The sequence below is a fragment of the Halpernia sp. genome (assembly GCF_048269545.1).
Lineage (GTDB): Bacteria > Bacteroidota > Bacteroidia > Flavobacteriales > Weeksellaceae > Halpernia.
The window spans coordinates 282,965-308,690 of sequence record NZ_JBLXIJ010000002.1 but is presented as its reverse complement, the minus strand read 5'-3'; the positions used below and the strand labels follow the sequence as shown (position 1 = coordinate 308,690).

At 29.3% G+C, this 25,726-nt stretch carries 29 protein-coding genes; 15 read left to right on the top strand and 14 right to left on the bottom strand.

The window, feature by feature from the left end; all coding sequences use genetic code 11:
- Positions 1-7: 7 nt before the first annotated feature.
- The 3 genes from ACN0WB_RS04665 to ACN0WB_RS04655 are packed head-to-tail and all read right to left on the bottom strand — an operon-like array spanning position 8 to position 2,139.
- Complete coding sequence (locus ACN0WB_RS04665; RefSeq protein WP_417429330.1) at positions 8-301, bottom strand: hypothetical protein; 294 nt, start codon at positions 299-301, stop codon at positions 8-10.
- Positions 298-1,377 (bottom strand): DNA replication/repair protein RecF, encoded by a 1,080-nt coding sequence (gene recF, locus ACN0WB_RS04660; RefSeq protein ID WP_417429328.1) that lies wholly within the window; start codon positions 1,375-1,377, stop codon positions 298-300. Before recF ends, ACN0WB_RS04665 begins: the two co-directional genes overlap by 4 nt.
- Complete coding sequence (locus ACN0WB_RS04655) at positions 1,378-2,139, bottom strand: hypothetical protein (RefSeq protein WP_417429327.1); 762 nt, start codon at positions 2,137-2,139, stop codon at positions 1,378-1,380.
- An 18-nt stretch (positions 2,140-2,157) separates the two neighbouring features.
- On the opposite strand from ACN0WB_RS04655, the gene ACN0WB_RS04650 reads away from it, so the two are divergent.
- From ACN0WB_RS04650 to ACN0WB_RS04630, 5 genes are all read left to right on the top strand, one after another.
- Positions 2,158-8,055 carry an alpha-2-macroglobulin family protein gene (locus tag ACN0WB_RS04650; RefSeq protein ID WP_417429325.1) on the top strand — a complete coding sequence of 1,966 codons (5,898 nt, stop codon included), beginning with the start codon at positions 2,158-2,160 and terminating at the stop codon, positions 8,053-8,055.
- Between the two features lie 49 nt (positions 8,056-8,104).
- Positions 8,105-8,560 carry a DUF1569 domain-containing protein gene (locus ACN0WB_RS04645; RefSeq protein WP_417429324.1) on the top strand — a complete coding sequence of 152 codons (456 nt, stop codon included), beginning with the start codon at positions 8,105-8,107 and terminating at the stop codon, positions 8,558-8,560.
- A 4-nt stretch (positions 8,561-8,564) separates the two neighbouring features.
- Entirely contained in the window at positions 8,565-9,089 is a 525-nt protein-coding gene (locus tag ACN0WB_RS04640; protein WP_417429323.1) for a hypothetical protein, read from the top strand.
- Between the two features lie 40 nt (positions 9,090-9,129).
- Positions 9,130-9,570 (top strand): VOC family protein, encoded by a 441-nt coding sequence (locus tag ACN0WB_RS04635; protein ID WP_417429321.1) that lies wholly within the window; start codon positions 9,130-9,132, stop codon positions 9,568-9,570.
- 194 nt (positions 9,571-9,764) lie between these two features.
- On the top strand, positions 9,765-10,151 hold the full coding sequence (locus ACN0WB_RS04630; RefSeq protein ID WP_417429319.1) for a DUF1398 domain-containing protein: 387 nt from the start codon (positions 9,765-9,767) through the stop codon (positions 10,149-10,151).
- A gap of 21 nt (positions 10,152-10,172) precedes the next feature.
- Here the strand turns inward: ACN0WB_RS04630 and ACN0WB_RS04625 are convergent, their stop codons facing one another.
- On the bottom strand, positions 10,173-11,387 hold the full coding sequence (locus ACN0WB_RS04625) for an acetyl-CoA C-acyltransferase (protein ID WP_417429317.1): 1,215 nt from the start codon (positions 11,385-11,387) through the stop codon (positions 10,173-10,175).
- Positions 11,388-11,499: 112 nt separating this feature from the next.
- Between ACN0WB_RS04625 and ACN0WB_RS04620 the strand changes: the two genes are divergently transcribed.
- Genes ACN0WB_RS04620 through arsC form a run of 4 tightly spaced genes read left to right on the top strand, consistent with a single transcriptional unit; the run spans position 11,500 to position 14,317 of the window.
- The gene (locus ACN0WB_RS04620) at positions 11,500-12,522 is read left to right on the top strand and encodes a glutaminyl-peptide cyclotransferase (RefSeq protein ID WP_417429315.1); all 1,023 of its coding nucleotides are present in this window, start codon (positions 11,500-11,502) and stop codon (positions 12,520-12,522) included.
- 30 nt (positions 12,523-12,552) lie between these two features.
- On the top strand, positions 12,553-13,311 hold the full coding sequence (locus ACN0WB_RS04615) for a hypothetical protein (protein ID WP_417429313.1): 759 nt from the start codon (positions 12,553-12,555) through the stop codon (positions 13,309-13,311).
- 35 nt (positions 13,312-13,346) lie between these two features.
- On the top strand, positions 13,347-13,961 hold the full coding sequence (locus tag ACN0WB_RS04610; RefSeq protein ID WP_417429311.1) for a deoxynucleoside kinase: 615 nt from the start codon (positions 13,347-13,349) through the stop codon (positions 13,959-13,961).
- A gap of 5 nt (positions 13,962-13,966) precedes the next feature.
- Positions 13,967-14,317 (top strand): arsenate reductase (glutaredoxin), encoded by a 351-nt coding sequence (gene arsC, locus ACN0WB_RS04605; RefSeq protein ID WP_417429309.1) that lies wholly within the window; start codon positions 13,967-13,969, stop codon positions 14,315-14,317.
- Positions 14,318-14,329: 12 nt separating this feature from the next.
- Here arsC and ACN0WB_RS04600 read toward each other — a convergent pair whose 3' ends face one another.
- The 8 genes from ACN0WB_RS04600 to ACN0WB_RS04565 all read right to left on the bottom strand — a co-directional run bounded on the left by ACN0WB_RS04600 (position 14,330) and on the right by ACN0WB_RS04565 (position 18,876).
- The gene (locus ACN0WB_RS04600) at positions 14,330-15,223 is read right to left on the bottom strand and encodes a TIGR01777 family oxidoreductase (RefSeq protein ID WP_417429307.1); all 894 of its coding nucleotides are present in this window, start codon (positions 15,221-15,223) and stop codon (positions 14,330-14,332) included.
- Positions 15,224-15,232: 9 nt separating this feature from the next.
- Positions 15,233-15,538 carry a DUF493 family protein gene (locus tag ACN0WB_RS04595; RefSeq protein ID WP_417429304.1) on the bottom strand — a complete coding sequence of 102 codons (306 nt, stop codon included), beginning with the start codon at positions 15,536-15,538 and terminating at the stop codon, positions 15,233-15,235.
- 45 nt (positions 15,539-15,583) lie between these two features.
- Positions 15,584-16,135: a ferritin gene (locus tag ACN0WB_RS04590; protein WP_417429302.1), complete on the bottom strand. Its 552-nt coding sequence runs from the start codon at positions 16,133-16,135 to the stop codon at positions 15,584-15,586.
- 21 nt (positions 16,136-16,156) lie between these two features.
- A complete protein-coding gene (locus tag ACN0WB_RS04585) occupies positions 16,157-16,843 on the bottom strand; it encodes a DUF4197 family protein (protein ID WP_417429300.1) in 687 nt (228 codons plus the stop codon).
- A 153-nt stretch (positions 16,844-16,996) separates the two neighbouring features.
- On the bottom strand, positions 16,997-17,527 hold the full coding sequence (gene rplI / locus ACN0WB_RS04580; RefSeq protein ID WP_417429299.1) for a 50S ribosomal protein L9: 531 nt from the start codon (positions 17,525-17,527) through the stop codon (positions 16,997-16,999).
- A 65-nt stretch (positions 17,528-17,592) separates the two neighbouring features.
- Positions 17,593-17,895, bottom strand: coding sequence for a 30S ribosomal protein S18 (rpsR, locus tag ACN0WB_RS04575; protein ID WP_090078945.1), 303 nt, complete (start codon positions 17,893-17,895; stop codon positions 17,593-17,595).
- Between the two features lie 26 nt (positions 17,896-17,921).
- Complete coding sequence (rpsF, locus tag ACN0WB_RS04570) at positions 17,922-18,263, bottom strand: 30S ribosomal protein S6 (RefSeq protein ID WP_417429297.1); 342 nt, start codon at positions 18,261-18,263, stop codon at positions 17,922-17,924.
- 127 nt (positions 18,264-18,390) lie between these two features.
- Complete coding sequence (locus tag ACN0WB_RS04565; RefSeq protein ID WP_417429295.1) at positions 18,391-18,876, bottom strand: GNAT family N-acetyltransferase; 486 nt, start codon at positions 18,874-18,876, stop codon at positions 18,391-18,393.
- A 130-nt stretch (positions 18,877-19,006) separates the two neighbouring features.
- Between ACN0WB_RS04565 and ACN0WB_RS04560 the strand changes: the two genes are divergently transcribed.
- Positions 19,007-19,963 (top strand): NAD-dependent epimerase/dehydratase family protein, encoded by a 957-nt coding sequence (locus ACN0WB_RS04560; protein ID WP_417429293.1) that lies wholly within the window; start codon positions 19,007-19,009, stop codon positions 19,961-19,963.
- A gap of 294 nt (positions 19,964-20,257) precedes the next feature.
- Here ACN0WB_RS04560 and ACN0WB_RS04555 read toward each other — a convergent pair whose 3' ends face one another.
- Together ACN0WB_RS04555 and ACN0WB_RS04550 are read right to left on the bottom strand one after the other, a co-directional pair.
- Positions 20,258-21,463 (bottom strand): metallophosphoesterase, encoded by a 1,206-nt coding sequence (locus ACN0WB_RS04555; protein WP_417429291.1) that lies wholly within the window; start codon positions 21,461-21,463, stop codon positions 20,258-20,260.
- Positions 21,463-22,539, bottom strand: a complete 1,077-nt coding sequence (locus ACN0WB_RS04550) for a 3-oxoacyl-ACP synthase III family protein (RefSeq protein ID WP_417429289.1) — start codon at positions 22,537-22,539, stop codon at positions 21,463-21,465. The genes ACN0WB_RS04555 and ACN0WB_RS04550 overlap by 1 nt, the downstream gene beginning before the upstream one ends.
- A 182-nt stretch (positions 22,540-22,721) precedes the next feature.
- Between ACN0WB_RS04550 and ACN0WB_RS04545 the strand changes: the two genes are divergently transcribed.
- From ACN0WB_RS04545 to ACN0WB_RS04525, 5 genes are all read left to right on the top strand, one after another.
- On the top strand, positions 22,722-23,291 hold the full coding sequence (locus tag ACN0WB_RS04545; RefSeq protein ID WP_417429287.1) for a hypothetical protein: 570 nt from the start codon (positions 22,722-22,724) through the stop codon (positions 23,289-23,291).
- 141 nt (positions 23,292-23,432) lie between these two features.
- Positions 23,433-24,158, top strand: a complete 726-nt coding sequence (gene ubiE, locus ACN0WB_RS04540; RefSeq protein ID WP_417429741.1) for a bifunctional demethylmenaquinone methyltransferase/2-methoxy-6-polyprenyl-1,4-benzoquinol methylase UbiE — start codon at positions 23,433-23,435, stop codon at positions 24,156-24,158.
- Entirely contained in the window at positions 24,158-24,943 is a 786-nt protein-coding gene (locus ACN0WB_RS04535) for a porin family protein (RefSeq protein WP_417429285.1), read from the top strand. Before ubiE ends, ACN0WB_RS04535 begins: the two co-directional genes overlap by 1 nt.
- A 140-nt stretch (positions 24,944-25,083) precedes the next feature.
- On the top strand, positions 25,084-25,386 hold the full coding sequence (locus ACN0WB_RS04530) for a hypothetical protein (RefSeq protein WP_417429283.1): 303 nt from the start codon (positions 25,084-25,086) through the stop codon (positions 25,384-25,386).
- Complete coding sequence (locus ACN0WB_RS04525; RefSeq protein WP_417429281.1) at positions 25,386-25,673, top strand: cell division protein ZapA; 288 nt, start codon at positions 25,386-25,388, stop codon at positions 25,671-25,673. Before ACN0WB_RS04530 ends, ACN0WB_RS04525 begins: the two co-directional genes overlap by 1 nt.
- Positions 25,674-25,726 lie beyond the last annotated feature (53 nt).

The window sequence follows — 25,726 nt, the reverse complement described above, 5'->3', positions numbered from 1 at the left end:
TTTCAGTTTATAAAATCAATAAATCTGAAATTTTTTCTTCGCCTTCTAAATGTTGAAATTTTTTCAGAAAAAATGATTTTCGCATTCTGAAATCATTTTTTAAAAGTGGAGATTTTATTCTGATAACAAGAATTTTTTCTTTTAAATTAACGCTATCAATTTCTGAAAATAGATTTTCATCCAAATAATCTTCTAAAAAATCTTTAATTTTTATCGCGATTATTTTATCTTCAAAACCATAAATTCTGGCGAAAGATTTTACTAAATCTGAACTTTGAAATTCTCGGTTTTTCTTTTTCACAACTCAAATATTTTGCTTTCTTCATTTATTTTTTTTACTACGAATTCAGTTCTTTCTTTGCTTGTATCAGTTATAAAAATTTGTCCGAAATGTTCTTGATTTACCAAATTTATCAGTTGTGAAACACGCAAATCATCTAGTTTATCAAAAATATCATCTAACAATAGAATAGGAGATTTACCAGTTAAATTTTTTATTCTGTTCATTTGAGATAATTTCAAAGCAATTAAAAAAGATTTTTGCTGACCTTGAGAACCAATTTTTTTAATTAAAAAATCATCCATTTGAAAAACCAAATCATCCTTGTGAATTCCTTTTGAAGTGTAAGTTAAGATTCTGTCTTTTTCTAAATTTTGTGCTAATAAATTTTTAAAATTATTTTGCTCTAAATCAGATTGATAAATGATTTTAATTTGTTCTTTTCCGCCGCTGATTATTTTATAATAGTCTTGTACAAAAGGTGATAGATTTGTTAAAAATTCTTTTCTTTTGAGAAAAATTTCAGTTCCAAATTTTGGTAAAGGTTCGTTGTAAATTTCTAAACTTTCATTATCAAAATATCTATTTTTGGCAAAATCTTTTAATAATGCATTTCTTTGTTGAAGTGTTTTTTGATATTGAATTAAGCTAAAAAGATAGCCAGAATCTGTCTGAGAAATCATTGCATCTAAAAACTTTCTTCTGCTTTCTCCAGAGTCTGAAATTAAGTTAGAATCGTACGGAGAAATCATTACACTTGGCAAATAACCAATATGATCTGATAATCTATCGTAACTTTTATCGTTTTTTTTGATGGATTTTTTGGCTTCTTTTGGTAAGATTATTTTTAAAATATCTGTTTTTTCTTGTCCTTCAATTTCTGCTTCTAAACTGAAAAAATCTTCATCTTTTTTAATAGAATTATAATCTGTATTTCCTAAAAAACTTTTCCCAACCGAAAGATAATGAAGTGCATCTAAAATATTGGTTTTTCCTGCGCCATTATTTCCCACAAAACAATTCATTTGTGGTGAAAAATCAAAAGATTTTGAAGAATGATTTTTGAAATTGATTAATGAAAGTTTTTGAATTACCATTTACCAAAAATACTTTAAAATTAAAAGAAATAAAAGCGGTAATCCGCTACAACTTTCTACCCAAAAAGAAAAGTAACTTTCTTTATTTGTGTTTTCGGAAAAATAAATAAGAAAAAAAGTAAAAATTGTGGTGAGAAAAAATGGAATTGAAAATGAAATATTTAAATAAAATATTGAAATTAAAACTGCAAGAAAAACCAATGAATATGCTAAAATTTTGGTATTTTCAACACCAATTAATTGTGGAAAAGTAACCACAACATCTTCCTTCATATCTCGAATATCAAAAGGCAAAACCAAAGCTGTAATAAAAAGCCAAGTGATAAAAAAAATCGGAAAATGCATTTCTGGTTGAATTAACCATCCATTAATTAAAGCCCAAGTTAAACCCACATAAAAAACTTTAAAAAGCGGAATTTTCCTTATGAAATATTTTAAGAAAAAACTATCGTATAAAAGTCCAATAAAAACAATAATTGCCCATCTCCAAAGTTTTTCAATATGATGGTCATAAAAAATTAAAAAAATAGAAATTAATCCACAAATACAATTGAAAACAAGCACTTTAAGAAGGATTTTTTTATTTCCTTGATATTTGGTGTAAATATATCCACTGAAATAAGTGATGAAGATTAATAAAACTGTTGGAAAACGGAATATATTTTGATGAAGCATGAAAAATATTGCAAAAGAAGTTCCCATTACAGAAACGTAGAGTTGACTATCTATTATATATTTTTTGCTTAAATTTAAAACATTCATTTGTCAAAAATAATCTTTATGAAAATACTTACCAAAGTTTTCTGTGTAATACTTTTATCACTTACTTTTTCCCTTGTTTTAAGTCAAGAAAAATACGATTTGCAATGGGAAAAAGTGCAAGAAAATTATGAGAAAGGACTTTATAAATCTAATTTACCAATCATTCTAGAAATTCAAAAAGAATCTATGAAAGATAAAAATGCTGTTCAATTAATTCGTTCTTTAAAAGCTGAATTTAGTATTTTAAATCGAACCAATGATGATACTAAAAATAATTCGGCTAGTTTATTTTTTAAAAAATTAGAAAGTTTAGATTCTTCTTTAAAAGGAAATGATGAACTCGTTTTTAAAGTTTTGTTGGGTGAATTTTTTCAAGATTATTATAGCCAAAACCAATGGAAAATTAACCAAAGAACCAATGTAAATAATCAGGATTTTTCACAGATTGAAACCTGGAGTAAATTGGATTTTAAAAATTATTTAAACACTTATTTTCATAATTTAGAAAAAGATAAAACTTCATTGCAAAATATTAAAATGAAGGATTATAAAAGTATTTTTACTGAAACAAAAGATTTAGAATTTTTTCAAACTATAGTTGATTGGAATGCCGTAAATAAAATTCAGTTTTTACAAAATAATTCTTTTTTTACTAAAAATGAATTAGTAGAAAATAATACTGATATTTTAAAAACTTATGATGGTTTAATTACTGATAATCAAGGGAATGCAAGACTGTATTTTCAGCATCAAAAACTAAATTATTCTTGTAATTTTTCTCATTGTAAAAATAAATTAGAACAATTAGAAACGCTTTATAATTCGCCAGAGAATGGAGATTATAAAGTTTTAGTTGCGCAGGAAATTATTCAAAATTATATTCAAAAAGAAGATTTTAAAACAGCTCTGAGTTGGATTCAGAAAACAGAAATTCAGTTTCCTAAATCTAAATTTTTAAAAAATATTGAAAATCAAAAGGAAGAAATTTTACAGCCTTTTTTAACATTTAAATATGAAAAACACACCGAAGCAAACCAACCAATTCACGTGGTTGCAACTGCAAAAAATGTAAATGAATTTTCTTTAAATATTTATGAAGTTAAGTCGGACTTTTATAATTATTTGAAATACAATCAAAATAGTTACGATAAAAATTTATTTGCACAAGTAAAAAAATCTTTAATTAGAAAAGAAAAATTCACTTTACCTAAAACAGAAGATTATAAAAATCACACGACTTCATTGGAAATGAAAGCTTTACCTGCGGGAATTTATTTGGTAGAATATGTTGTGAATAATCACATCGAAGATCAATTTTCTTTTATTTCAACCAATTCTCGAATTTTATTTCAGAATAAAAATGAAGAATTATTTTCTGCGAATACTTTAAAATTAGTCAATCGAGAAAATGGAAAGTCGGTAGAAAAACATCCTTTAGAAATTTATGAAATTGAAGATAATGAGAAAATTGTAAAATCTGAAGTTCAAACCAATTCTGATGGAAATTTTAAATTTTTAGACACAAAAAACAATCAATATTATAGAACTTATCTAGTTCGAGATTCTCAAACGAATGATTTTAATTTAATTTCAGTTTATGGGAATAATTACAGAGAAACAAAACCGATTGAAACTCAATTTAAAACTCAAATATTTCTCGATCGTGCTATTTACAGACCAGGACAAACTGTTTATTTCAAAGTGATAAATACAAAATTGCAAAATGATAATGAATCTGTTGCAGCTAATTTAAAGCAAACTATTACTTTGGAAGATGCAAATGGTGATGAAGTTTCGGTTCAAAATTTCACTACAAATAATTTTGGTTCCTATAATGGAAATTTTATTTTGCCAAATGGAAAATTAAATGGACAATTTAATTTAAATGTGGAAGGTGAAAATGAAGATGCAACAAAATATTTCCAAGTTGAAGAATACAAACGACCAAAATTTGAAGTCACTTTTGAACCTATAAAAGGAGAATATAAATATGGAGAAACTGTGGAATTGAAAGGAAAAGCCACGATGTTTTCTGGTGTTGTTTTAAGTAATGCAACTGTAAATTATGAAATAAAAAAACAAAATATCAGATGGCGCTATTTTTCTTGGTTTCCTCGTGGAAATGATAATGAAAACTCAATTTTAGGCGAAGTTAAAACCAATGAAAAAGGAGAGTTTAGCATTAAATTAGATTTGAAAAAAGATGAAAAATTAGAAGGAATTCAAATTGATAATTATGAAATAAATGCTTTTGTGACGGATATTAATGGAGAAACGCAATCTGCGACAGAGAATTTTAAAGTTTCTTCCGTTTCGCATTATATTGAAGTTGCAGCAATTCCTAATATTTTTTCTGATGAAGATTTAAAAATAAAAGTTCAAACTAAAAATTATAATAACCAAGTTTTACAAAAATCGTATCATTTAAAATTATCAAAACTGAGTTCTGAAAACCGTGTAATTCGGAACAATTTTACAAGTTCAGTTCAAGATTTACCAATTTTTTCTAAACAAGAATTTATCCAAAAATTTCCGCATGATTATTTTGATAAATCGGAAATGAAAGACAAAGTGGAAAGTATTGTTACGGAATCTGTCATTCTGAACGACGCGAAGCAAAGTGAAAAATCTCAAAAAAAAGATTCCTCGTTCCTCGGAAATCCAAAGGATTCGACGGAGTCAATGACAGATGGGAAATTAGTTTTAGGAAAATTAGAACCCGGAAAATACAAACTCGAACTTTATAATATTGAAGGAAAAGATACCATTAAAACTGAAAAAACTTTTGAGGTTTTTAATAAAAAATTTCTTTCAGATTCGCAGAAACCTTTCTTAAAAGTAGTTCAACCAAAAGCAGAATTTAAACGAAATGAAAAAGCGAAAATCTATGTTTATTCTGCAATTCCAGACGCTTTGGTAAATGTTTTTGTACAAAATGGAAAAGATGATACTTTTACGGAACAAAAGAAATTTAGAAACGGCGTTTTAGAATATGACCTTGCTTTTCCGAAAGATGAAAGTATTGATCAAATTAATGTTCAGTTTCAGTTAGTCGCTTTTAATGACGTTCAAACGCAGTCGGTTAATTTAAAAATCGCATCTGATAAAAAATCTTTAAGAATTGAAACCGTTACTTTTCGCGATAAATTAGAACCCGGCAAAAAAGAAAAATGGACGGTTAAAATTTTAGGTGATGATAAAGAAAAGATCAACGCAGAAGTTTTAGCAAATATGTACGATATGTCTTTGGATAAATTTGCAGTTAATTCTTACAATTGGCAAACTCTTCAAAATCATTATTTTAAAGTGATTAATTTTGACATCAATGAAGGTTTAAACCAGAAAAATTACAGCAAAAGAATTCCATATTTACAGAATTATTATATCTCAAAACCTGGTTTTAATTGGTTTGATGGTGGAATTGTTTATAGCAATTATTCAATGGCTTTAGAAGGTCAAGTTGCAGGTGTTAAAATAAGAGGTCAAGCAAAAATGCAATCTGCACCAATTTCTGCACAGAAAGACTCCGTAAATAATAAGAATATTGAAGAAGTTGTTGTAGTTGGTTATAACAATAAACAAGAAAACTTAGAAAATATTCCAGTTCGTCAAAATTTAAATGAAACCGCGTTTTTCTATCCTAATTTGATGACTGACAAATATGGAAATGTATCTTTTGAATTTACTTCTCCAGAAGCATTAACGCAATGGAAATTGATGTTTTTGGCGCATACAAAAGATGCGAGAAGTGCGACTTTAGAAAAATTTGTCGTAACCCAAAAAGAATTTTCTGTAACGCCAAATTATCCGAGATTTTTGCGTGAAGGCGATGAACTGAATTTACAATCTAAACTTTCTAGTTTGGTAAATAAACCTTTGAGTGGAGTAGCGCAGTTGCAGATTTTAGACGCTTTTACAAATGAAGATATTTCTTCTAAATTTAATTTAAATGAAACTCAAAAATCATTTGACTTAAAAGAAAACGGAAATTCTGTTGTAAACTGGACTTTAAAAGTCCCAAATAATGTATCATCAATTATTATAAAAATTGTCGCAAAAGCGGGAGATTTTTCTGATGGCGAGCAAAAAGCAATTGCGGTTTTACCAAACAGAATGTTGGTTACAGACTCAGTTCCAATTTTTGTGAAGGAAGGACAAATGAAAACTTTTAGCCTCGAAAATTTAACTAAAAATAATTCTTCAACTGTTCAGAATTTTTCTAATACTTTGGAATTGACAACTAATCCGATTTGGGAAATTATGTTCGCTTTACCAAGTTTGAAAAACGACCAGAATAATTCGGCAGATGTTGTTTTCAATAAGTGGTTTGCAGATGTTTTGGCAAGTGAAATTTTTAAAGCCAATCCTAAACTGAAAACTGTTTTTGAAGAATATCAAAGTAAAGGTTTATTGAAATCGAATTTGGAGAAAAACCAAGAATTAAAACAATTGCTTTTAGAGGAAACGCCGTGGGTTTTGGCAAGTAAAAATGAAGAAGAACAAATGCAGAAAATCGCCAGATTATTTGATACAAATACGATGAGAAATTCCATTAATGATGATTGGTCAGAATTGCAGAAATTGCAAAATCCAGACGGTGGATTTTCCTGGTATTCCGGTTATCCGAGTTCCTATTCTACGTCGCTTTATATTTTGAAAAGTTTAGGTAGAATCAATGTTTGGCTAAAAGGAAATGTAAAAGATTACCAATCTTCCGAACAAAAAGAAATGGTTTCAAAATTGGTGAATTACGTCGATTCTGAAGTTAATCGATATGGTCAAATTGATAAAAAGGTCGTGAATAATTACGTTTTGGATTATCTCGATACAAGAAATTATTGGGAAAAAGATTATCCATTAAATGCAAAAGGAAAACCGTTGAAAACTGCCGTTATTTCTAAAGCGAAAACTGAAAAAATCACTGATTTTACTTTCTTTGGATTGCACAGATTGGCGATTTTATTTGATGATTATGGAATGAAAGATATTTCTAAAAAATTCCTAACTTATTTAAAAGAAACTTCTACAGAAAGCGAAACGCAGGGAATTTATTGGAAACAAAACTTAAATGATTGGGGTTGGTTTTCATCAAAAGTAGTGAATCAAGCAGGTGCGTTGGAAGCGTTTAATAAATTGACGCCAAACGATGAAAATTTTATTGAAGAAATGAAAATTTGGCTCATCACTCAAAAAGAAGTGAATTCTTGGGGAAGTTCGCGTGGAACGGCAGAAGTAATTTTCACGATTTTAAATTCAGGAAAATCTTGGACTTCGCCAGAATCTGATAAAGCAACCATAATTTGGGGCGGAAAAGAATTAGAAAATCCAGATGTGAAAGCAACAGGTTATGTAAAATCCACGGTTAAAACTGCTGTTTTAGATAAAAAATTAGGAACAGTAACAATCACAAAACCTGGCGCAGGAATTATTCAAGGCGGATTATTTTGGCAATATTATGAAGATCTTGATAAAATAAAATCTTCTGAATATTATATTTCTATTACCAAAGAATTATACAAAAAAGTAAAAACCGTAAATGGCGAAGAATTGCAAAAAATTAATGAAAACTCGCCTTTAAAAGTTGGTGATAAAGTGACGGTAAGAATGATTTTAAACACCGATAGAAGTATGGAATTTATTCATTTAAAAGATATGAGAGCTGCGGGATTTGAACCTTTAAATGTGATTTCAGGTTATGAATGGAAAAATAATTTAGGTTATTATCAAAGTACAAAAGATGCTTCCACAAACTTTTACATTCAATACATGCCGAAAGGAAAATATGTTTTTGAGTATGATTATATCTGCAACGCCGCCGGAAAATTCTCAAACGGAATTACAACTTTGCAAAATTATTACGCGCCGCAAATGAATGCGCATACAAAAGGAACAAAGATTGAGATTTCGGAGAAATAATTTTTAATCCGATAATAATTTTTTAAATTTGATAAAACTAAAAAAAACTATGCAAAACGTTTTTGACGCAAAAGATGCGCAAAATTATATTGATAGAATTAACAATCTAACTTCTGAAACTCAGAGAAAATGGGGCAAAATGAGTGTTGATCAAATGTTGTCGCATTGCAATGTTTCTTATGAATTGGTTTATGAACCCGAAAAACATAAAAAACCGGGCGGAATTGCAAAATTCATTTTGAAAAAATTTGTAAAACCAAAAGTAATTAGCGATAAATCTTATCCAAAAAACTCACCAACTGGACCGCAATTTGTCATTAAAGAATGCAAAAATTTTGATGAAGAAAAAAAAAGATTAATTGGTTTTATACAAAAAACGCAACAATTAGGTTTTGAAGCATTTGAAGGAAAAGAAAGTGCAAGTTTCGGAATTTTAAAATCCCACGAATGGAATAATATGTTTGCGAAACATCTGAATCACCATTTAGAACAATTTGGCGTTTAATTAGATGAAATATTTTTTTATTTTTATTCTAATTTCAAACGGGTTGTTCGCACAAGTTCAGAAAGCATTCCCTTACAGAAACGATGATTTATCTGGTAAAATAATCAATTTTGATACTTTTTACGAAGGAAAAGTAGAAAAAGAAAAAATATTTAAAATAAAATTTGAGTTCGTAAAAAAGAATTTGCAAAAACCAGAAAGATATTCTGTGATCGGCGTAGTTGATTTTAATAAAACCATCACAAAATTTGAAGGTGAAATTATATTTAAAGAAGTATTTGGAGTTAGAAATTATCCAGAAGAAGTTTTGATTTTTGGCGATTTTAATTTTAATGAAAAGAAAGATGATAAAATTACCGGCGATTTTAAAGGAAAAATTAGAATACAAACCGAAAAAGATATTAATAAATTTGAAAGTGGTGCGACTGTAACTTTTAAAGGCGAGTTAAAAGAAGATGAAACTGAAATCTACCAAATTTGGTTTGGGAATTTTAATCACAACGATATTGACAAAGTAATTTTTAGATAAAGTTTTTTAATATAAAATCCAATAATTTAAAATAAAAGAAATGGCAATAGTAAATCCTTATCTTATGTTCGACGGCAATTGCAAAGCCGCATTCGATTTTTATAAAAGCGCTTTTGGAAAGGACTTTTCAGATATTAATTATTTTGGCGATATGCCGCCACAAGAAGGAAATCCGCCTTTATCTGAAGAGCAAAAAAAAATGATAATGCATGTTCGATTAGAAATTTCAAAGGAAACTATTTTATTTGGAAGTGATATTTTCCCAGGAACTCAGGGTTTTTCACATGGTGATAATTTTTCAATATCCATTAATGCAGATTCTCGCGATGAAGCCACCGATTTATTCAATAAATTATCTGATGGCGGAAATGTGACGATGCCTTTAGCGGACACGTTTTGGGGCGCTTATTTCGGCATGTGGAAAGATAAGTTCGGTGTCGATTGGATGATCAATTATGACGATCCTGAAAAAATGAAATAATTTCAAATTTTTAGGAGCAAGAAAATTATTAATTTTTCCGAAGTTGATTCCCGCTTTTCGCTATATCTTTTTCTTTTGCTTCCGCAAAAAGAAAAAGGATGCCGCTGCAATCGGGGCTAAAATCGAAGTTTTATTTATTCTTTCAACTTTCAAAATAGTCTTTCAACATAATAAATTCTTAAAAACATTTAGAAATGAAATTTAATTCAGATCAAATTCATCAAGCCCAAATTAAAAGTCAAGGTAATTTTCCAATTTTAGTGGACGAATTTAAAAAAATAGGAGTTGCAAATTTTATTACTTTAGTTACAGATGGTCATTCAGAATATTTTGATGCTGAAAATGAAAATATTTCTGTCGATGGAAATCAAGATTTGATAATTTCTAACTCACTTAATAAAGAAAAATTTACAGAACGTTTAAAAATGCATCAAAATGGCAAAACAGATTTCTCCACTTTTTGCAAAGATTGTGCGGAAAATGGCGTAGATAATTGGATTGTAGATTTAGATAAAATGACTTGTACTTATTATGACAAAATTGGAAAACAAGTTTTAACAGAAAATATTCCTTCTATTTAATTCTAGAAAATTAAAGATTTTTTACAAATTTGCATTTTCTAAAATCACAGCGTAACCTTGCCCAACTCCGATACACATTGTTGCTAAAGCATATTTTTTACCAGATTTTTTTAATTCTAAAGCTGCAGAATAAGTGATTCTTGTTCCGCTCATTCCGAGTGGATGTCCGAGTGCAATTGCGCCGCCGTTAATATTCACACGCGGATCATTACTTTTTAAATTTAATTCTTTTAAAACCGCGATACTTTGCGCAGCAAAAGCTTCATTTAATTCAATTACATCAATTTGGTCTAAAGTTAAACCTGCTCTTTTTAACGCTAAATTTGTTGCGCCAACTGGTCCAATTCCCATAATTCGTGGTTCTACACCTACAACTGCGGAACTTACAATTTTCGCCATAGGTTTTAAATTGTATTTTTTTACAGCATCTTCTGAAGCAATTAAAACTGCAGCTGCGCCATCATTTAAACCTGAAGAATTTCCCGCCGTTACACTTCCATTTTCTTTTTTAAATGCGGGACGAAGTTTCCCTAAAATTTCCATTGAAGATTTTGGTTTTATAAATTCATCTTCTTTAATAATTAAATCGTCGCCTTTTCTTTGTGGAATTTTTATATCACAAATTTCTTCAGCCAATCTTCCCGAGTTTTGTGCTTTTGTAGCTTTTTGCTGAGAATATAATGCAAACTTATCCTGCTCTTCACGTGAAATTTTATAGATTTCTGCTAAGTTTTCTGCTGTATTTCCCATTGCTTCAACGCCAAATAAATCTGCCATTTTGGGATTTACAAAACGCCATCCAAAACTGGAATCGAACATTTTAGAATCAGTTCCAAAAGCAGAAGAACTTTTAGAAATTACATACGGCGCTCTCGACATTCCTTCAACTCCACCCGAAATAAATAAATCGCCTTCTCCAGATTTTATCGCTCTTGCAGCTTGCACAATTGCGCTCATTCCAGAAGCGCATAATCTGTTTATTGTTTCTCCCGGAACTGAAAATGGAATTCCTGCCAAAAGCAAAGCCATTCTTGCCACATTTCTATTGTCTTCTCCGGCTTGGTTTGCACAACCAATAATGACATCATCAATTTTATCTAACGGAATTTCTGGATTTTTTTCCATTAAACTTTTTAAAACTTGCGCTAGTAAATCATCAGTTCTTAAGGCAGCTAAATTTCCTTTAAAGTTTCCTATCGCAGAACGTGTTCCGTCTATAATATATGCGTTTTTCATGTAATATTTCTTCAGCTGCAATTTAAGGATTTTTTACGATTTCATTTAGTTTCTGCGGAATACATTTAAATGACAGAATTTTGTAAATTTGAGCCAATTATTAAATTAAAAAATGAAAAAATATGTAATTGGCGGACTGCTTTCTCTGGTTTTATTGACGGCGTGTAATAAGGATAAAGAAATTTTAAATTCTTTAAATAATTACAGTCTTTCTATGGAAAGTAAAGGTTATCATTTTGGCGATTCTTTAAATTTACCAAAAGATGTAATAGATAATGCAGAAAGTATTACCATTAGTTTTGGCGATAAAGATTTAGATAAATTAGTAGTAGATCCAAATTATTTTACTTTGGGAGACAATGATATTACTTATAATATTAAGAAAAAAAATGGTGAAATAATTACCCAAGATGCGACAATAAATGTATTTGCAAAAAATCCTGAAAAAAATATTTCTTATGAGATAATTAAAGAATATCCACACGATCCAAAAAGTTTTGTACAAGGATTTCAATTAGATGGCAATATTATTTATGAATCTGATGGACAAAAAGGGCAATCTAGAATTTTAAAATATACTTTGGGAACAACTACACCTATTGTAGAAACCAAACAATCAGACGATGTTTTTTCTGAAGGTTGCACCATTGCAGGAGATAAAGTTTTCCAACTCACTTGGCAAAATAAAAAAGGTTTTATTTATGACAAAAATTCTTTAAAATTATTGGGAGAATTTCCTTATCCAAATATGATGGGAGAAGGATGGGGAATTACTTTTGATGGTAAAGATTTAATTGCAACTGACGGAACAAAAAATATTTATTTTCTTAGTCTTACAGATCCATCAAAAGTGTTGCGATACATTTCTGTAGCAGGAAATACACAAGCTTACGACCAATTAAATGAAATAGAATATCATGATGGATTTATCTACGCAAACGTGTGGCAAAAACCAATTATTTTGAAAATAAATCCTGCAAATGGCGAAGTTATTGGCAAATTTGATTTCACAGAAATTTCTAAAGAAAATCAAGTGGATGAAGATTCTGTTTTAAATGGAATTACTTTTAAAGGTGAAAATATGTTGGTTACTGGAAAAAATTGGAGTAAAATTTATGAGGTTAAAATTAAATAGTAAATTAAATTGAGAAAAATTAAAAGCTATTTGTTTTTTTTAATTTTCATTTTCTGCTCCATTTCGGCACAGAAAAATTTATCTTTTGATTCTCTGAATTTAAGAGATACACAAGATTTTTTCGCTGATGATTACGGCGATATTTATCTTTATAAAAACAAAGATTTTAGTTTTACAAAGTATGATTCTACGGGTTTACAACAAGCTAAAATAATGTTTACAGTTCCGTTTAAAATTCAATCGGTACAAAATCCGCTTAGTATTTTTGCTTTTTCTGAAAATGCGCAGGAAATGAGATTGTTTGATGAAAATTTAGTTGAAATTCAGAAGATAAATTTTCGGGAAAATTTTGGATCAGTTGTAATGGCTTTTGGTGCAGATTTGCAATACGTTTGGCTTTTAGAAGACAGTACTAAAAGATTGATTAAATATCGGTTTCGGGATAAAAATATTCAAAATTCTTACTTGGTAAACTTTAGTTTTGAAGGTATTAAAGATTTAATGGTTTATAAAAACTATATTTATTTATTAAAAGAAAATCATTTTTTGGTTTATGATTTTCAGAACAATTTAATTTTTGAAACTAAGATTGAAGAAGGCAGAAAATTGCAAAGAGAAAATGGAGATTTCTTTATTATCGGGAAAAATAAAATTTATAAATGGAATTCTTCCTCACCATTCAAACAAATATTTAATGATTCTGACGCAAAAATTGTGGAAAAAAACTCTCAAGATTTTTTGGCAATCCTAAAAAACAAACTTTATATTTACAAAATTGAAAAACAATAAAATTTTCACTTTTATTACTCTTAAATAATTTACACATGCACATTGCAGTAACGGGAAATATTGGCGCAGGCAAAACCACTTTAACCAGAATGTTAGCAAAACATTACGGTTGGGAAGCGCAGTTTGAAGACGTAGATCATAATCCTTATTTGGATGATTTTTATAAAGATATGTCGCAGTGGAGTTTTGCATTGCAAATTTATTTTCTAGGAAGTAGATTTCGGCAGGTGAAAGAAATTAGAGAAAGCGGGAAAAGCGTGATTCAAGATAGAACGATTTATGAAGATGCTTACATTTTTGCTGAAAATTTAAGTGAAATGAACCTGTTGACTGAGCGTGATTTTAACAATTACAACACGGTTTTCAACTTAATGAAAAGTTTTGTTTCGGCACCAGATTTGCTAATCTATTTAAAAGCAGAAATCCCAACTTTGGTAAAACAAATTGCAAAAAGAGGAAGAGATTATGAAGCGGAAATGAGTATTGATTATTTGCAAAAATTAAATAAAAAATACGATAAATGGATTACAAGTTACAACGAAGGAAAATTACTTGTGATTGATGTAAATGATTTAGATTTCGTAGCAAATCCTGAAGATTTTGGTTTCATTTTAGAGCGTATAGACGCAGAATTAAACGGTTTATTTTAGAAATTATGATTAAGGTTTTACATAACAATTCCTGCTCAAAATCAAGGGCAATTTTAGAACATTTGGATGAAAATAATGTACAGTTTGAAATTGTAGATTTTATTAAAAATCCACTTTCTAAAATGGAATTAAAAACCGTTTTGAAAAAATTAAATTGCGCACCTTCCGAAATTGTAAGAAAAAATGATCAAGAGTTTATAGACTTAAATTTAGATTTAGAAACAATTACAAATGATGAATTAGTTGATGTTCTATACAATCATCCTAATTTAATACAAAGACCAATTTTAATTAAAGGTAAAATTGCCATGATTGGAAGACCTATTGAAAATGTAAAATTTTTTATTGGAAAGTAAAATATCAATTAATTAAATTAAGTCTTCGAAAGCTTGATTTATATTTGAATATTTAAAAGAAAATCCTGTATTTTTTATCTTCTCATTACTCGCTCGAGTTCCTTTTAATATAATTTCTGACATTTCCCCGAGTGCTAAATTTAGTACAAAATCTGGAACATTTAAGGGAAGAAAAAGTTTATTTTCTGACTTTGCAAGAGATTTCATAAAATCTTTATTGGTTGGAATTTCGTCTGCAACGGCGTTATATTTTCCAGAAATAGATTTATTTTCAACAGCTAAAGTATAAATATTGATGAGATCTTCCAAATGAATCCAGTTCATCCATTGTTTTCCTGAACCAACTGCAGAACCTAAATTATAATTTACCAATTTTCTCAGCATCGGAAAACTGCCACCTTTTTCAGATAAAACCATCGCGGTTCTTATCCAAACACTTTTATCAGAAATTGAAGAAAATTCATCTGCGGAATTTTCCCAAGCCATTGATAATTCGGATAAGAAATCAATATTTTTTACGGTGTCTTTTTCTGTTAAAATTTCATCTGAAGTGTAAGTTCCGTAATAATTAATTCCGGAAGCAGTGATGTAAGATTTAAGTTTTAAATTTAATATTTTACAGGTTTTAAATAGAAAATGTGCGGTATCAATTCGGCTTGAGTAGAGTTCTTTTTTATAATCTTCTGTCCATCTTTTGCCAATACTTGCTCCAGCTAAATGAATGATAGAATCAATTCCATCAAACGCTTTTTCATCAATTTCTTCCTTTTTTTGGTTCCAAAGAAATTCATTTTCCGCACCTGTTTTTTTACGAACTAAAATATTTACTTCGTGATTTCTTGCTCGGAGATTTTTTACTAAATCTTTCCCAACTAAACCAGTTGCACCTGTAATTAATATTTTCATTAAATAAAATTAAAGCATAATTACACCTTCAATTGCACCGACTTCTTTGTAAATTTTTATTACTTGATCTGCGTCTAATACAAAAGCATTAAAACTCGCAGCGGTATATTTTCCGTTTTTACTTTCTCGGTTAGTCATCGTAAATTTAATACCATCAAAAACCTTGTAAATTTCTGTTAATTTGGATTGATCATTTGTGATGATAAATTTAAATAAATATTCTTCGGGGAAATCATGTGTTTGTTCTAATTTTTCTTTTAATGAGGCATAAAATGACTCGGGATTTTCGTGGTTGTTTTCTCCTACAATGTTCATCGTTTTATAATTTTTATCATGAAAAATTTCCCAGAAGGGAATTTTTTATGGATTTTCAGTATTTGCTGTTCTTGCTAAAGTTTCTTCATCGGGCATTTCTCCTAATGTTTTATCTAACGTAAATAATGATTCGTCTGAAGCTCTATCGCCGCCTGCAATTTTAAGTTTATCTATTAAATCTAATGCTAATTTCTCTTCTTCAAGTTGTTCTTTTACAAACCATTGCGCAAAATTCCAAGTTGCCCAATCTTTTTCTTCTAATGATAAATTCACCAATTTGTAAATTGCATTTGTATTATCTACTTCATGCTGAAAAACTTTATTAAAACATTCGGTAATATTTTTTGGATCTTGCGGTGGAGCGGGAATTGCTTCTACAACAGGTTTCCCACCACGTTCTAAAATATATTCCATTATTTTTATCATGTGACTTCTTTCTTCGGTAGAATGTCTGTAAAGAAAATTTGCAATTCCGCCGTAACCTTGATTATCTGCCCAAATTCCGTATGATAAATAAATTTGTGCCGCATGTCCTTCTTTTGTCATTTGGCTAATTAATGCATTTTGCATAGGAACGGAAAGTCTATTCGTGTTCATAATATTTATTAAATTTAAAAATTATTTTATATTTTGATTAATTGCATTTTTTAAAACTACAGAATTATCTTCTTCATGTTTTTGAATGATATTAAATAATCCATTCACCAATTGTTGTGAAGCTAAATGACTTAGACCGCCACTTAGCAAAGATTGAGAATTATTTTGACCAAAAAGTGAACCTAATAAATTACTTCCACTTAAAGCAGTATTTATAGATTTTACAATTCCAAATTGATTCAATTTTTCATCTACTTTTGGCGTAATTGCAGCAATTAATTGGCTCTCAGTTTTCTCTCTTAATATTTGAGTTGCAATTCCAGAACCACCTTGCGCAATTCTTGCCGCGTCTTCAGTTGTTAAATTATTTACAGCATTTATTAAAATTGGTCTAGAAACTCCCACCGTGTAGGAAGCTGCTTGTGCAATATAATCTTTCTCTTGAGTTACTAAACTTTTTAATCCTAAACTTTCTAAAGTTGAATTCACTTGTCTAAGTTGAGAAGGTAAAGCTTGGTCTATTAAATTATTAGCAAGGAAACTATTTTTATCACTAAAAACATCTAAACCTTTTGTAATTCCTCCTAAAAGTACTTTTTTAAGAATTGCTAATCCAAAACTTGAAGTGGCTAAAGCGACGCAAGAAGTAGTTGTTGTTGCAAGTGTAACTGAAGCAACTGTAGCGATAATAAAGTGTTTTGCTTTCATAATGTTTTTTGTTTTTTATTCAAATATTAAGCCAATTAGATAAATTAAAATATTCAAATAAAATAAATAAACACTCATAATTTGTTTATTTAAATACAAAAAACCGGTTTAAATTTAATTAAACCGGTTTCAAATATTTATAAGAATTAAATCTTATGCTTCTTCTGTTGATGTTTCTTCGGAAACTTCTGCTTTTTTTGGAGCAGGAGCTGCTTTAGGTTTTTCTACTACAGGTGGTGCATCAGAAATTACATCAAAGCTATAATCATATTCCACATCTCTGTGCAATCTTACTTTCGCTGTAAATTTACCTGTTCTTTTGATAGTATTTCCAGGGATTTTGATGTATTTTTTATCAATTTCAATTCCTTTTTTAGAAAGTTCTTCAGAAAGATTTGCATTATTGATTGAACCAAATAATTTATCTCCAGAACCAACTTTGGTTTCGATAATCAAATTTACCTTTTTCAATTGATCTACTATTTTATTAGCAGATGCAACTAGTTTTGCTTCTTCTTCTTTTCTTGCTTCCAAAGTTTCTGCAAGAGAAGCTTTGTTTTTAGGTGTCGCTAAAAGTGCATAACCTTGTGGTAATAAAAAATTTCTTGCGTAACCAGGTTTTACATCGATTGTATCGAATTCTAAACCTAAGTTTTCAACGTCTTTTTTTAAGATAATTTGCATTGTTGTCCTTATTTTAGTTTAAAAGTTAGGTGTAAAAATACAACCAACAATTTTTTTGTTAAATATTATTTTAATAAATCTGCTACGTAAGGCATTAAAGCTAAATGTCTTGCTCTTTTAATTGCAGAAGAAACTTTTCTTTGGTATTTTAAAGAAGTTCCTGTGTAACGTCTTGGTAAGATTTTACCTTGCTCGTTTACGAATTGTAAAAGGAAATCAGGATCTTTGTAATCCACATATTTAATACCAAATTTTTCAAATCTAGAATATTTTTTTCCAGATTTTGTGTTGATATCAATTGGAGTTAAAAATCTGATTTCAGATTCGCCACCTGCAGCGGCTTGTTGTGCCATATCATCTATTGCCATGTCTTTTTGTTTTTAAGGATTAATAATTAAGCTTTCGCAGATTTTCTTTTTGCTCTTCTGGTTACAGCCCATTCTATAGCGTGTTTATCTAATTTTGTTGTCAAATAACGGATAACTCTTTCGTCACGTTTAAAAGCCAATTCAAGATCTGCAACTACAGTTCCTTCGCCTTTAAATTCGATCAAAGTGTAAAATCCATTCTTTTTCAATTGAATTGGATATGCTAATTTTTTTAGTCCCCATTTTTCTTTGGCAACGATTTCGCATTTGTTTGAAGTCAATAATTCTTCAAATTTTTGTACTGCTTCCTCCACCTGTGCTTCAGATAGAACGGGAGTTAAAATGAAAACAGTTTCGTAATTGTTCATAATTGTAAATTAGTTGTTAATAATTTCAAGGTGCAAAAATAAGAATTATTATTTAATTACAAGCAAATTAAAACTATAATTCCATTATTTTAGTATTATAATAGGTGAAATTTTTTTTAAACTAATATTATTTTTCTAATAAATTTTCCATTGTTTTCCCATCTAATCTATAAACCGTCCATTCATTCATTCCTTTTGCACCAAGAGATTCATAAAAATCAATTGCAGGTTGATTCCAATTTAAAACTGACCATTCCATTCTGCCACAATTTTTTTCTTTTGCAATTTTCACTAAATGTAAAAGCAATTTTTTGCCAAAACCTTTTCCTCGGCAATTATCTTCCACAAATAGATCTTCCAAATAAAGTCCAGGTTTTCCAACAAAAGTGGAGAAATTAAAAAAGTACAAAGCAAAACCAACGGCTTTTCCATTTTCTTCGCCTATTACAACTTCTGCGAATTTATTTTTAAAAATATTTTCCTTTAATTCTTCAATGCTTGTTACAACCTCATTTTCCATTTTTTCATAAACGGCGAGTTTTTTAATTAATTTAAATATTAGTTCTGCATCATTTTCTGTGGCTTTTCTAATTGTAAATTCTGTGTCTGTCATTTTTTAATTTTTATATTTCAAAAGTAGCAAATCAAGATTAATTAATTTTTAAAAATTCCTTTAATTTAAATCTTATCATTATTTTTTAGAAACTTAAATTTTATTAAATTTGCGATGCATAAAACAATATATGACAACAGAAAAAATTCTTATTACAGGCGCTTTAGGACAAATTGGAACGGAGCTTACCAATCGTTTGGTAGAAATACACAGCGCAGAAAATGTAGTTGCTTCTGGTTTAGACAGATGGCAAAAAGATTTAACTTCTGCAGGTTATTATGAAAGAATGGATGTTACAAACACGCAGTTGGTAAAGCAAGTCATAAAAGATTATGATATCACTACAGTTTATCATCTGGCTTCTCTACTTTCTGGAACGTCTGAAAAACAGCCACTTTTTGCATGGAAATTAAATTTAGAACCATTACTTAATTTTTGTGAATTTGCAAAAGAAGGTTTAATTTCTAAAATATTTTGGCCAAGTTCAATCGCGGTTTTTGGAAAGGGAATTCCCAAAGAAAATGTTGGTCAAGATGTTGTTTTAAATCCAACAACTGTTTATGGAATTTCTAAAATGGCGGGCGAAAAATGGTGTGAATATTATTTTGATAAATATAGAGTAGATGTAAGAAGTATAAGATATCCTGGTTTAATTTCTTGGAAAACTCCTGCAGGAGGCGGAACTACAGATTATGCCGTTGAAATCTTTTATGAAGCATTAGAAGAAAAAAAATATACAAGTTTTATCTCAGAAAATACAGCAATGCCGATGCTTTATATGGACGATGCAATTAACGCGACTTTAAAATTAATGGCAGCTCCGAAAGAAAATTTAAGCATTCATTCGTCTTATAATTTAGGCGGAATGTCTTTTACACCGGAAGAATTAGCAGCAGAAATTAAAAAAGAAATCCCTGAATTTGAAATTACTTATGAGCCAGATTTCCGACAAAAAATTGCAGATTCTTGGCCAGCTTCCATTGATGATTCTTTAGCAAAAAAAGATTGGGATTTAGATTATAAATTCGGTATTTCTGAAATGACGAAAAATATGCTGAAAAATTTACGAAAGAAACTTCAGAAATAATAAATTAATTTTATAGTTTTTGTAGAAATATAAACTTTTCACGCAAAGCCGCTAAGATTTTTCACGCAATGAACGCAAAGATTGCGATTTAAAACTGACAAACTCTAATAAAAGCTTTTTTTCTAATTTTAAGGATTTCAAATTTGTGTTATTTTTGTCGCTTAAAAATTATTTTTGTGAAATTTGTGTTATAAAATATGCCAAATTTTACTAAGAGTGTTTTATTTTTTTAGACTTTAAAGCGCAATAATTTAGACGTTAAAAAAATAAAACTTTTTGACTCTGTGGTTAAATTTAATTCAACTCAAATAAAGTAATTTCCGGATCAATTCCAACTCTTCCCGGATAACCGATGACACCAAAACCTCTGTTTACGTAAAGATATTTGTCTTCACTTTCATATAAATCTGCCCATTTCGGGTATTTATATTTTACGGGAGACCATCGATAATTTTTTAAATCTATTCCAAATTGCATTCCGTGCGTATGTCCAGAAAGTGTCAATTGCACATTTGAGGGATGTTTTTTCACAACATAATCAAAATGCGTTGGATCATGACTCATTAATATTTTTGCCGCTTCTGGCGGAATTCCTTGCGAAGCTTTATCTAAATCGCCGTATTGTGGAAATGGTTTTATGCCCCAATTTTCTACACCTATAATATATAATTTTTCTCCGTTTTTTTCAATTATTCGATTTTCATTTCGAAGCATTTCAAAACCTGCTTGCTTTTGAAATTCAATTAATTTCGGAATATTTTTCGCTTTTTCTTCTGGAGATAACCAATCTGCATAATCTCCATAATCATGATTACCAAGAATTGAAAGTTTTCCATCCTTAGATTTTATGGTTTTAAACAAAGAAACAAATGGTTCAAATTCTTCAGCAAAATTATTTACCATGTCGCCCGTAAATAAAACTAAATCTGCGTTTTGCTCATTAATTAAATCTACCGCATGTTGTAATTTTTCTGGATGGAAAAAACTTCCACTGTGAACGTCTGAAATTTGCAAGACTTTGTAACCTTTAAAACTTGCAGGTAAATTGGCAATTTTAATTTTTACTTTTCGTACATTATGACGGTATTTTCCAAAAATAATTCCATCAATAAAAGCATAAGAAAGTAAAGCGGCAGAACCTAAACCGAGAAGTGAAATAAATTTTCTTCTTTCAGGATAATGTGTAGGAGAGGAGCTTACATAGCTGATTCCTAAATTAAATAATCGAATAATATCTTCAATAAATAACATGAGAATTATTAGAATTTTCGGCAAAATAAAAATGACGAAAACAGACGCAATAATTTGAATTTTTTGTTGATCCTGGTCTGAACGTTTAAAATTAAAAACTTCATAAAGAAAAAGTCCGTAAACTAAAACGGTTATTACCCAGTAAGAAATTCTAAGCCAAGTATTATTTGTAAGGGTTTTGAATGCTTGATAAACGTAAAACTCTAACAGGAAAAGAAGTCCTGTAATAATTAAAATTCTTTTTTGCATTATTTATTTAAAGGAAATCTATACACAATTGCATTAATATTCATTCCTGCACCAACGGAAGCAAAAACGATATTTCCACCGGGTTTAAAAGATTGGTCTTTCATTTTTCCTTTGCTAATCAAATCAAACATTGTAGGAACGGTTGCAACCGAAGAATTTCCAAAATCTTGAATTGTCATTGGTGAAACGGCGTGATCATAATCTTTTCTACCATATAATTTGAATAATCTTGAAATCATCGCATAATCCATTTTTGCATTGGCTTGATGGATTAGAATTTTATCAATATCTTCAATTCCTAAATTTGCAGAATCAATCGTTTCCTTTATTGCATCTGGAACATTTTTCAGCGCATATTCGTAAATTTTACGGCCGTGCATTCTGATGTATAATTTTTTTTGATCTGAAGCTTTATTCAAAGAAGGTGCATTTTCTAAAAACATTAATTCAGAATCATTATCACAAATTGTTTTATCTGCAATTATTCCTACATTTTTTTCGTCTGTTGCTTTTACTACAACTGCTCCAGCTCCGTCGGCAAATATCATTTTATTTCTGTCAAAAGGATCGGTAACTCGGCTCAAAGTTTCTGCTCCAACAACCAAAATCAGTTTTGCTTTCCCAGATTTTACCAAAGTATCGGCTAAAATCATCGCTTCAACCCATCCTGGGCAACCAAAAATCATATCATAATTAACACAATTTCTGTTTTTTATTCCCAATTTATTTTTTACTCGTGCAGAAAGTGACGGCATAAAATTGGTCATTCCATTTTTATCAACTTCACCAAAATTACTTGCGTAAATAATATAATCTAAATCTTCTCGATTAATCTTTGCATCTTTTATAGCTTCTTCTGCCGCTCTGTGTCCTAAATCAGAATTATGTTCTCCATCTTTTATATACCGTCGGTTTTCAATTTCTGTAATTTCTACGAATTTCTCAATGACTTCTGCATTTGTTTTGGTTAAAAGTTCTCCGTCGTCTGAGTAAAATTCTGAATTTAGAAAATGGTCTTTTGTAATAATTCTTTCAGGAATGTGACTTCCTGAACCTATAATAATGGTATTCGGCATTTTTTAAACTAAATGTTTGAGGAGCAAAGTTATGAATTTATATTAAAATCAAAACTAAACAAATTATTATTAAATTTGCAAAATCTTTATTTTAGAAGATATGAAATCGCTATTGAAAAATTTGCAAACATGCATTTATATTTCGAGGATTGCATAAAATTTTAAACAATAAATAAATTCTTATGAAAAACAATGCGGCTACAAGAGGATTTGTGATTTCGGTTTTAGCGGTAATTTTCGCTTTTGGTATTTATTTCTTTTTTTTAGCCAAACAAAATTATTATTTAGTAGATAATCCTACGCAAAATACTTACTATTTTAAAATTAATAATGATTCAGAAAAAGTGATTGCAGCGGGACAACGTCTAAAAGTAAATTTAGAAAAAGGTAATAATAAAATTGCTGTTTTTGATGCTACTAAAAAACCCATTTTTGATTCTACTTTTGTGGTGAAAAAAATCAGAGGATTATTAAATATTGCGCATCAAGATTACTATATTTATCAACAATATTACGGTTATAATTTAAACAAAGACTCTTTATTGAAATCACAAAGTGTTCTAGATATCGACGGTAAAAAATATTTAGGAGGCGCAAAACATTTTAATAAAATCTATACTGACGATTTTTATTATAATGTAGATGAAGATTTTGATGAAATTATAAAAAACATTGCAGACGTAGAATCTCGCACAAAAATTTTCAGAAAACAAGATTTTATTAATTATTATAAATCAATCTATAAATTTTAATTTTGAAGATTTTAAATATAAACTTTTACAAAATAAAAAGTAGTTAAAACGAAAATTCAACGGAAAAATAAGTCATTGCGCCTTAAATAAAAATAATAATAAAAAATTTGCGCTTTTGCGATAAAATTAAAAAAACAAAAAATAAATTTGAAACCAGTTACTCCTTATAATACAGATGCCGGTAAAAAGCGTGAAGTAGAAGATATGTTTGATAACATTGCGCCAAAATACGATTTACTAAACCGAGTTTTATCTTTAAAAATTGATATTTTTTGGCGAAACAAATTAGTAAAATGGATGAATGAAGATCATCCAAAACTAGTTTTAGATGTCGCAACAGGAACGGGTGATTTAGCAATTACAGTTCAGAAAGAAACAGGCGCAAAAGTGATTGGGCTCGATCTTTCTCAACAAATGCTCAACGTTGGAATTACCAAAATTAAAAATATTAATTTAGCTTCCGAAATTGAAATGATAAAAGGAGATGCAGAAAATCTTTCTTTTGAGGATAATAAATTTGATGCAGTTTGCGTTGCTTTTGGAGTGCGCAATTTTGAAAATTTAAATAAAGGATTGGAAGAACTTAGAAGAGTGGTAAAAGAAAATAAAAGTGTTTTTATTTTAGAATTTTCTAAAGTAGAAGGTTTTTTAGCGCCATTTTATATGTTTTATTTTAAAAATATTTTACCACAGATTGGTCGCTTAGTTTCAAAAGATACAAGAGCTTATACTTATTTGCCGGATTCTGTAAACGCTTTTCCTTTCGGTGAAAAAATGAAAAATATTTTACTTGAAACAGGTTTTAAGAAAGTAGAATATAAAAAATTAACTTTGGGTGTTGCCACAATTTACAAAGCCACAAAATAATGAATAAATTATTTCTAAAATTATTAATTGTCTCGGCGTTTACTGCTACAAATTTTTTTGAAGCGCAATTGTTTCGTACCAAAGATCGGATGGATAATTTGGAAGGAGTAGATGACCAAAAACTGAGTTATGGCTTTTTCTTAAACGCAAATCAATATGATTATAAAATAGTTTTAGATCCAAAATATGGAATTGACGGACAAAGAAACTTGGTTCAAAGTAAAACAAATTACAGTTTTGGAGCCGGTTTAATTGGAAGAATGCGTTTGAATGACAATTTTGATTTGCGATTAGAACCAGGTTTGCAATTTGTAGATAGAGATTTAACATTTGATACACAATCAAATGATAAATATTCAGCTGGAACAACTACAAATCCACCATTTACACCTTTAGCTTTAACGGACGCAGATAAATACAGAAAAGTGAAATCTACTTATTTAGATATTCCCTTATTGTTAGAATTTCACGGAGATCGATGGTACAATTCTCGTCCTTACGCAGCAGCTGGAATTAATTATTCTGTGAATTTACAATCCAATAGTTCGAGTACAGATGACAATCAACAAGGAATTTTTAGAAGTACTTCTACTAATTTTGGGTGGACTGCAGAAATTGGAATTCAATTTTATTTCTCCAGATTTAAATTAACTCCCGCTTTTCGTGGTACATTTTTTACCAATAATGAATTGGTTTCAGATAATCCCGGAACGCCGCCTTATTGGGCTGCAGCAATTTCTACAATGCAAACTAGAGCGTTTCTATTTGTTTTGAAGTTTGAGTAGAAAATTTTTACAATAATTTATTTAAGAGATTTTAATTTTAAAATCTCTTTTTTGTAATTAAAATTCAAAAAGAATTCAATTTTAGTGTTTATGAATTTTAAATTTTCTATTTTTGTTAAAAGTTAGAATTAAAACCTGAAATGCTCCAAGACTTAGAAAATAATTTTTCGGTTTTAGAAAAAAAAGTTCTAAATCTTCATAAGAATTATAAAAATTTGCATGAACAATTTACAGAACTTAGTTTGGAGTATGAGCAAATGAAAAAGAAATACGAAGAAGAGCGCAAGAAAAATCAGGAATTAGCAGAAGAACAGAAAAATATAAAACTTTATTCAGCACTTTCAGGGAATTCGGATCATAATCGGTTGATGAAAAATCACATTAATCGTTTGGTAAAAGAAGTAGATACCTGCATTGCGCAATTACAAAACAGCGGTTTATAATGGATGTAAGAAGAATTACAATCAATATTGCAGGAAGAACCTATCCGCTTAATGTTCCCTCCGCAGAAGAAGAAACACTTCGGCGCGTTGGAAAACAGATTGAAAGTATGATTAAAGAATTCGAAGCCAACTTCGATGTAAGAGATAAGCAAGATGCAATTGCAATGTGTGCTTTAAAAATGGGCACCAACGCAGAAGTAGCAAGATTATCTAAAGAAGAAAATATTAAAACTTCAACAGAGCGGGTGCAAAAAATAAATCAGCTTTTAGAAGGATTGGAAAAGTAGATTGTTCTTTTCCGCAAAAATCTGCCTACAATAGTTCTAACACATTAAGGTAA

What these genes read in the sequence shown, in the direction of transcription:
- recF (WP_417429328.1), bottom strand. Translation starts at nt 1,377, where the DNA reads ATGGTAATTCAAAAACTTTCATTAATCAATTTCAAAAATCATTCTTCA.
- ACN0WB_RS04655 (WP_417429327.1), bottom strand. Translation starts at nt 2,139, where the DNA reads ATGAATGTTTTAAATTTAAGCAAAAAATATATAATAGATAGTCAACTC.
- ACN0WB_RS04650 (WP_417429325.1), top strand. Translation starts at nt 2,158, where the DNA reads ATGAAAATACTTACCAAAGTTTTCTGTGTAATACTTTTATCACTTACT.
- ACN0WB_RS04645 (WP_417429324.1), top strand. Translation starts at nt 8,105, where the DNA reads ATGCAAAACGTTTTTGACGCAAAAGATGCGCAAAATTATATTGATAGA.
- ACN0WB_RS04640 (WP_417429323.1), top strand. Translation starts at nt 8,565, where the DNA reads ATGAAATATTTTTTTATTTTTATTCTAATTTCAAACGGGTTGTTCGCA.
- ACN0WB_RS04635 (WP_417429321.1), top strand. Translation starts at nt 9,130, where the DNA reads ATGGCAATAGTAAATCCTTATCTTATGTTCGACGGCAATTGCAAAGCC.
- ACN0WB_RS04630 (WP_417429319.1), top strand. Translation starts at nt 9,765, where the DNA reads ATGAAATTTAATTCAGATCAAATTCATCAAGCCCAAATTAAAAGTCAA.
- ACN0WB_RS04625 (WP_417429317.1), bottom strand. Translation starts at nt 11,387, where the DNA reads ATGAAAAACGCATATATTATAGACGGAACACGTTCTGCGATAGGAAAC.
- ACN0WB_RS04620 (WP_417429315.1), top strand. Translation starts at nt 11,500, where the DNA reads ATGAAAAAATATGTAATTGGCGGACTGCTTTCTCTGGTTTTATTGACG.
- ACN0WB_RS04610 (WP_417429311.1), top strand. Translation starts at nt 13,347, where the DNA reads ATGCACATTGCAGTAACGGGAAATATTGGCGCAGGCAAAACCACTTTA.
- arsC (WP_417429309.1), top strand. Translation starts at nt 13,967, where the DNA reads ATGATTAAGGTTTTACATAACAATTCCTGCTCAAAATCAAGGGCAATT.
- ACN0WB_RS04600 (WP_417429307.1), bottom strand. Translation starts at nt 15,223, where the DNA reads ATGAAAATATTAATTACAGGTGCAACTGGTTTAGTTGGGAAAGATTTA.
- ACN0WB_RS04595 (WP_417429304.1), bottom strand. Translation starts at nt 15,538, where the DNA reads ATGAACATTGTAGGAGAAAACAACCACGAAAATCCCGAGTCATTTTAT.
- ACN0WB_RS04590 (WP_417429302.1), bottom strand. Translation starts at nt 16,135, where the DNA reads ATGAACACGAATAGACTTTCCGTTCCTATGCAAAATGCATTAATTAGC.
- ACN0WB_RS04585 (WP_417429300.1), bottom strand. Translation starts at nt 16,843, where the DNA reads ATGAAAGCAAAACACTTTATTATCGCTACAGTTGCTTCAGTTACACTT.
- rplI (WP_417429299.1), bottom strand. Translation starts at nt 17,527, where the DNA reads ATGCAAATTATCTTAAAAAAAGACGTTGAAAACTTAGGTTTAGAATTC.
- rpsR (WP_090078945.1), bottom strand. Translation starts at nt 17,895, where the DNA reads ATGGCAATAGATGATATGGCACAACAAGCCGCTGCAGGTGGCGAATCT.
- rpsF (WP_417429297.1), bottom strand. Translation starts at nt 18,263, where the DNA reads ATGAACAATTACGAAACTGTTTTCATTTTAACTCCCGTTCTATCTGAA.
- ACN0WB_RS04565 (WP_417429295.1), bottom strand. Translation starts at nt 18,876, where the DNA reads ATGACAGACACAGAATTTACAATTAGAAAAGCCACAGAAAATGATGCA.
- ACN0WB_RS04560 (WP_417429293.1), top strand. Translation starts at nt 19,007, where the DNA reads ATGACAACAGAAAAAATTCTTATTACAGGCGCTTTAGGACAAATTGGA.
- ACN0WB_RS04555 (WP_417429291.1), bottom strand. Translation starts at nt 21,463, where the DNA reads ATGCAAAAAAGAATTTTAATTATTACAGGACTTCTTTTCCTGTTAGAG.
- ACN0WB_RS04550 (WP_417429289.1), bottom strand. Translation starts at nt 22,539, where the DNA reads ATGCCGAATACCATTATTATAGGTTCAGGAAGTCACATTCCTGAAAGA.
- ACN0WB_RS04545 (WP_417429287.1), top strand. Translation starts at nt 22,722, where the DNA reads ATGAAAAACAATGCGGCTACAAGAGGATTTGTGATTTCGGTTTTAGCG.
- ACN0WB_RS04535 (WP_417429285.1), top strand. Translation starts at nt 24,158, where the DNA reads ATGAATAAATTATTTCTAAAATTATTAATTGTCTCGGCGTTTACTGCT.
- ACN0WB_RS04530 (WP_417429283.1), top strand. Translation starts at nt 25,084, where the DNA reads ATGCTCCAAGACTTAGAAAATAATTTTTCGGTTTTAGAAAAAAAAGTT.
- ACN0WB_RS04525 (WP_417429281.1), top strand. Translation starts at nt 25,386, where the DNA reads ATGGATGTAAGAAGAATTACAATCAATATTGCAGGAAGAACCTATCCG.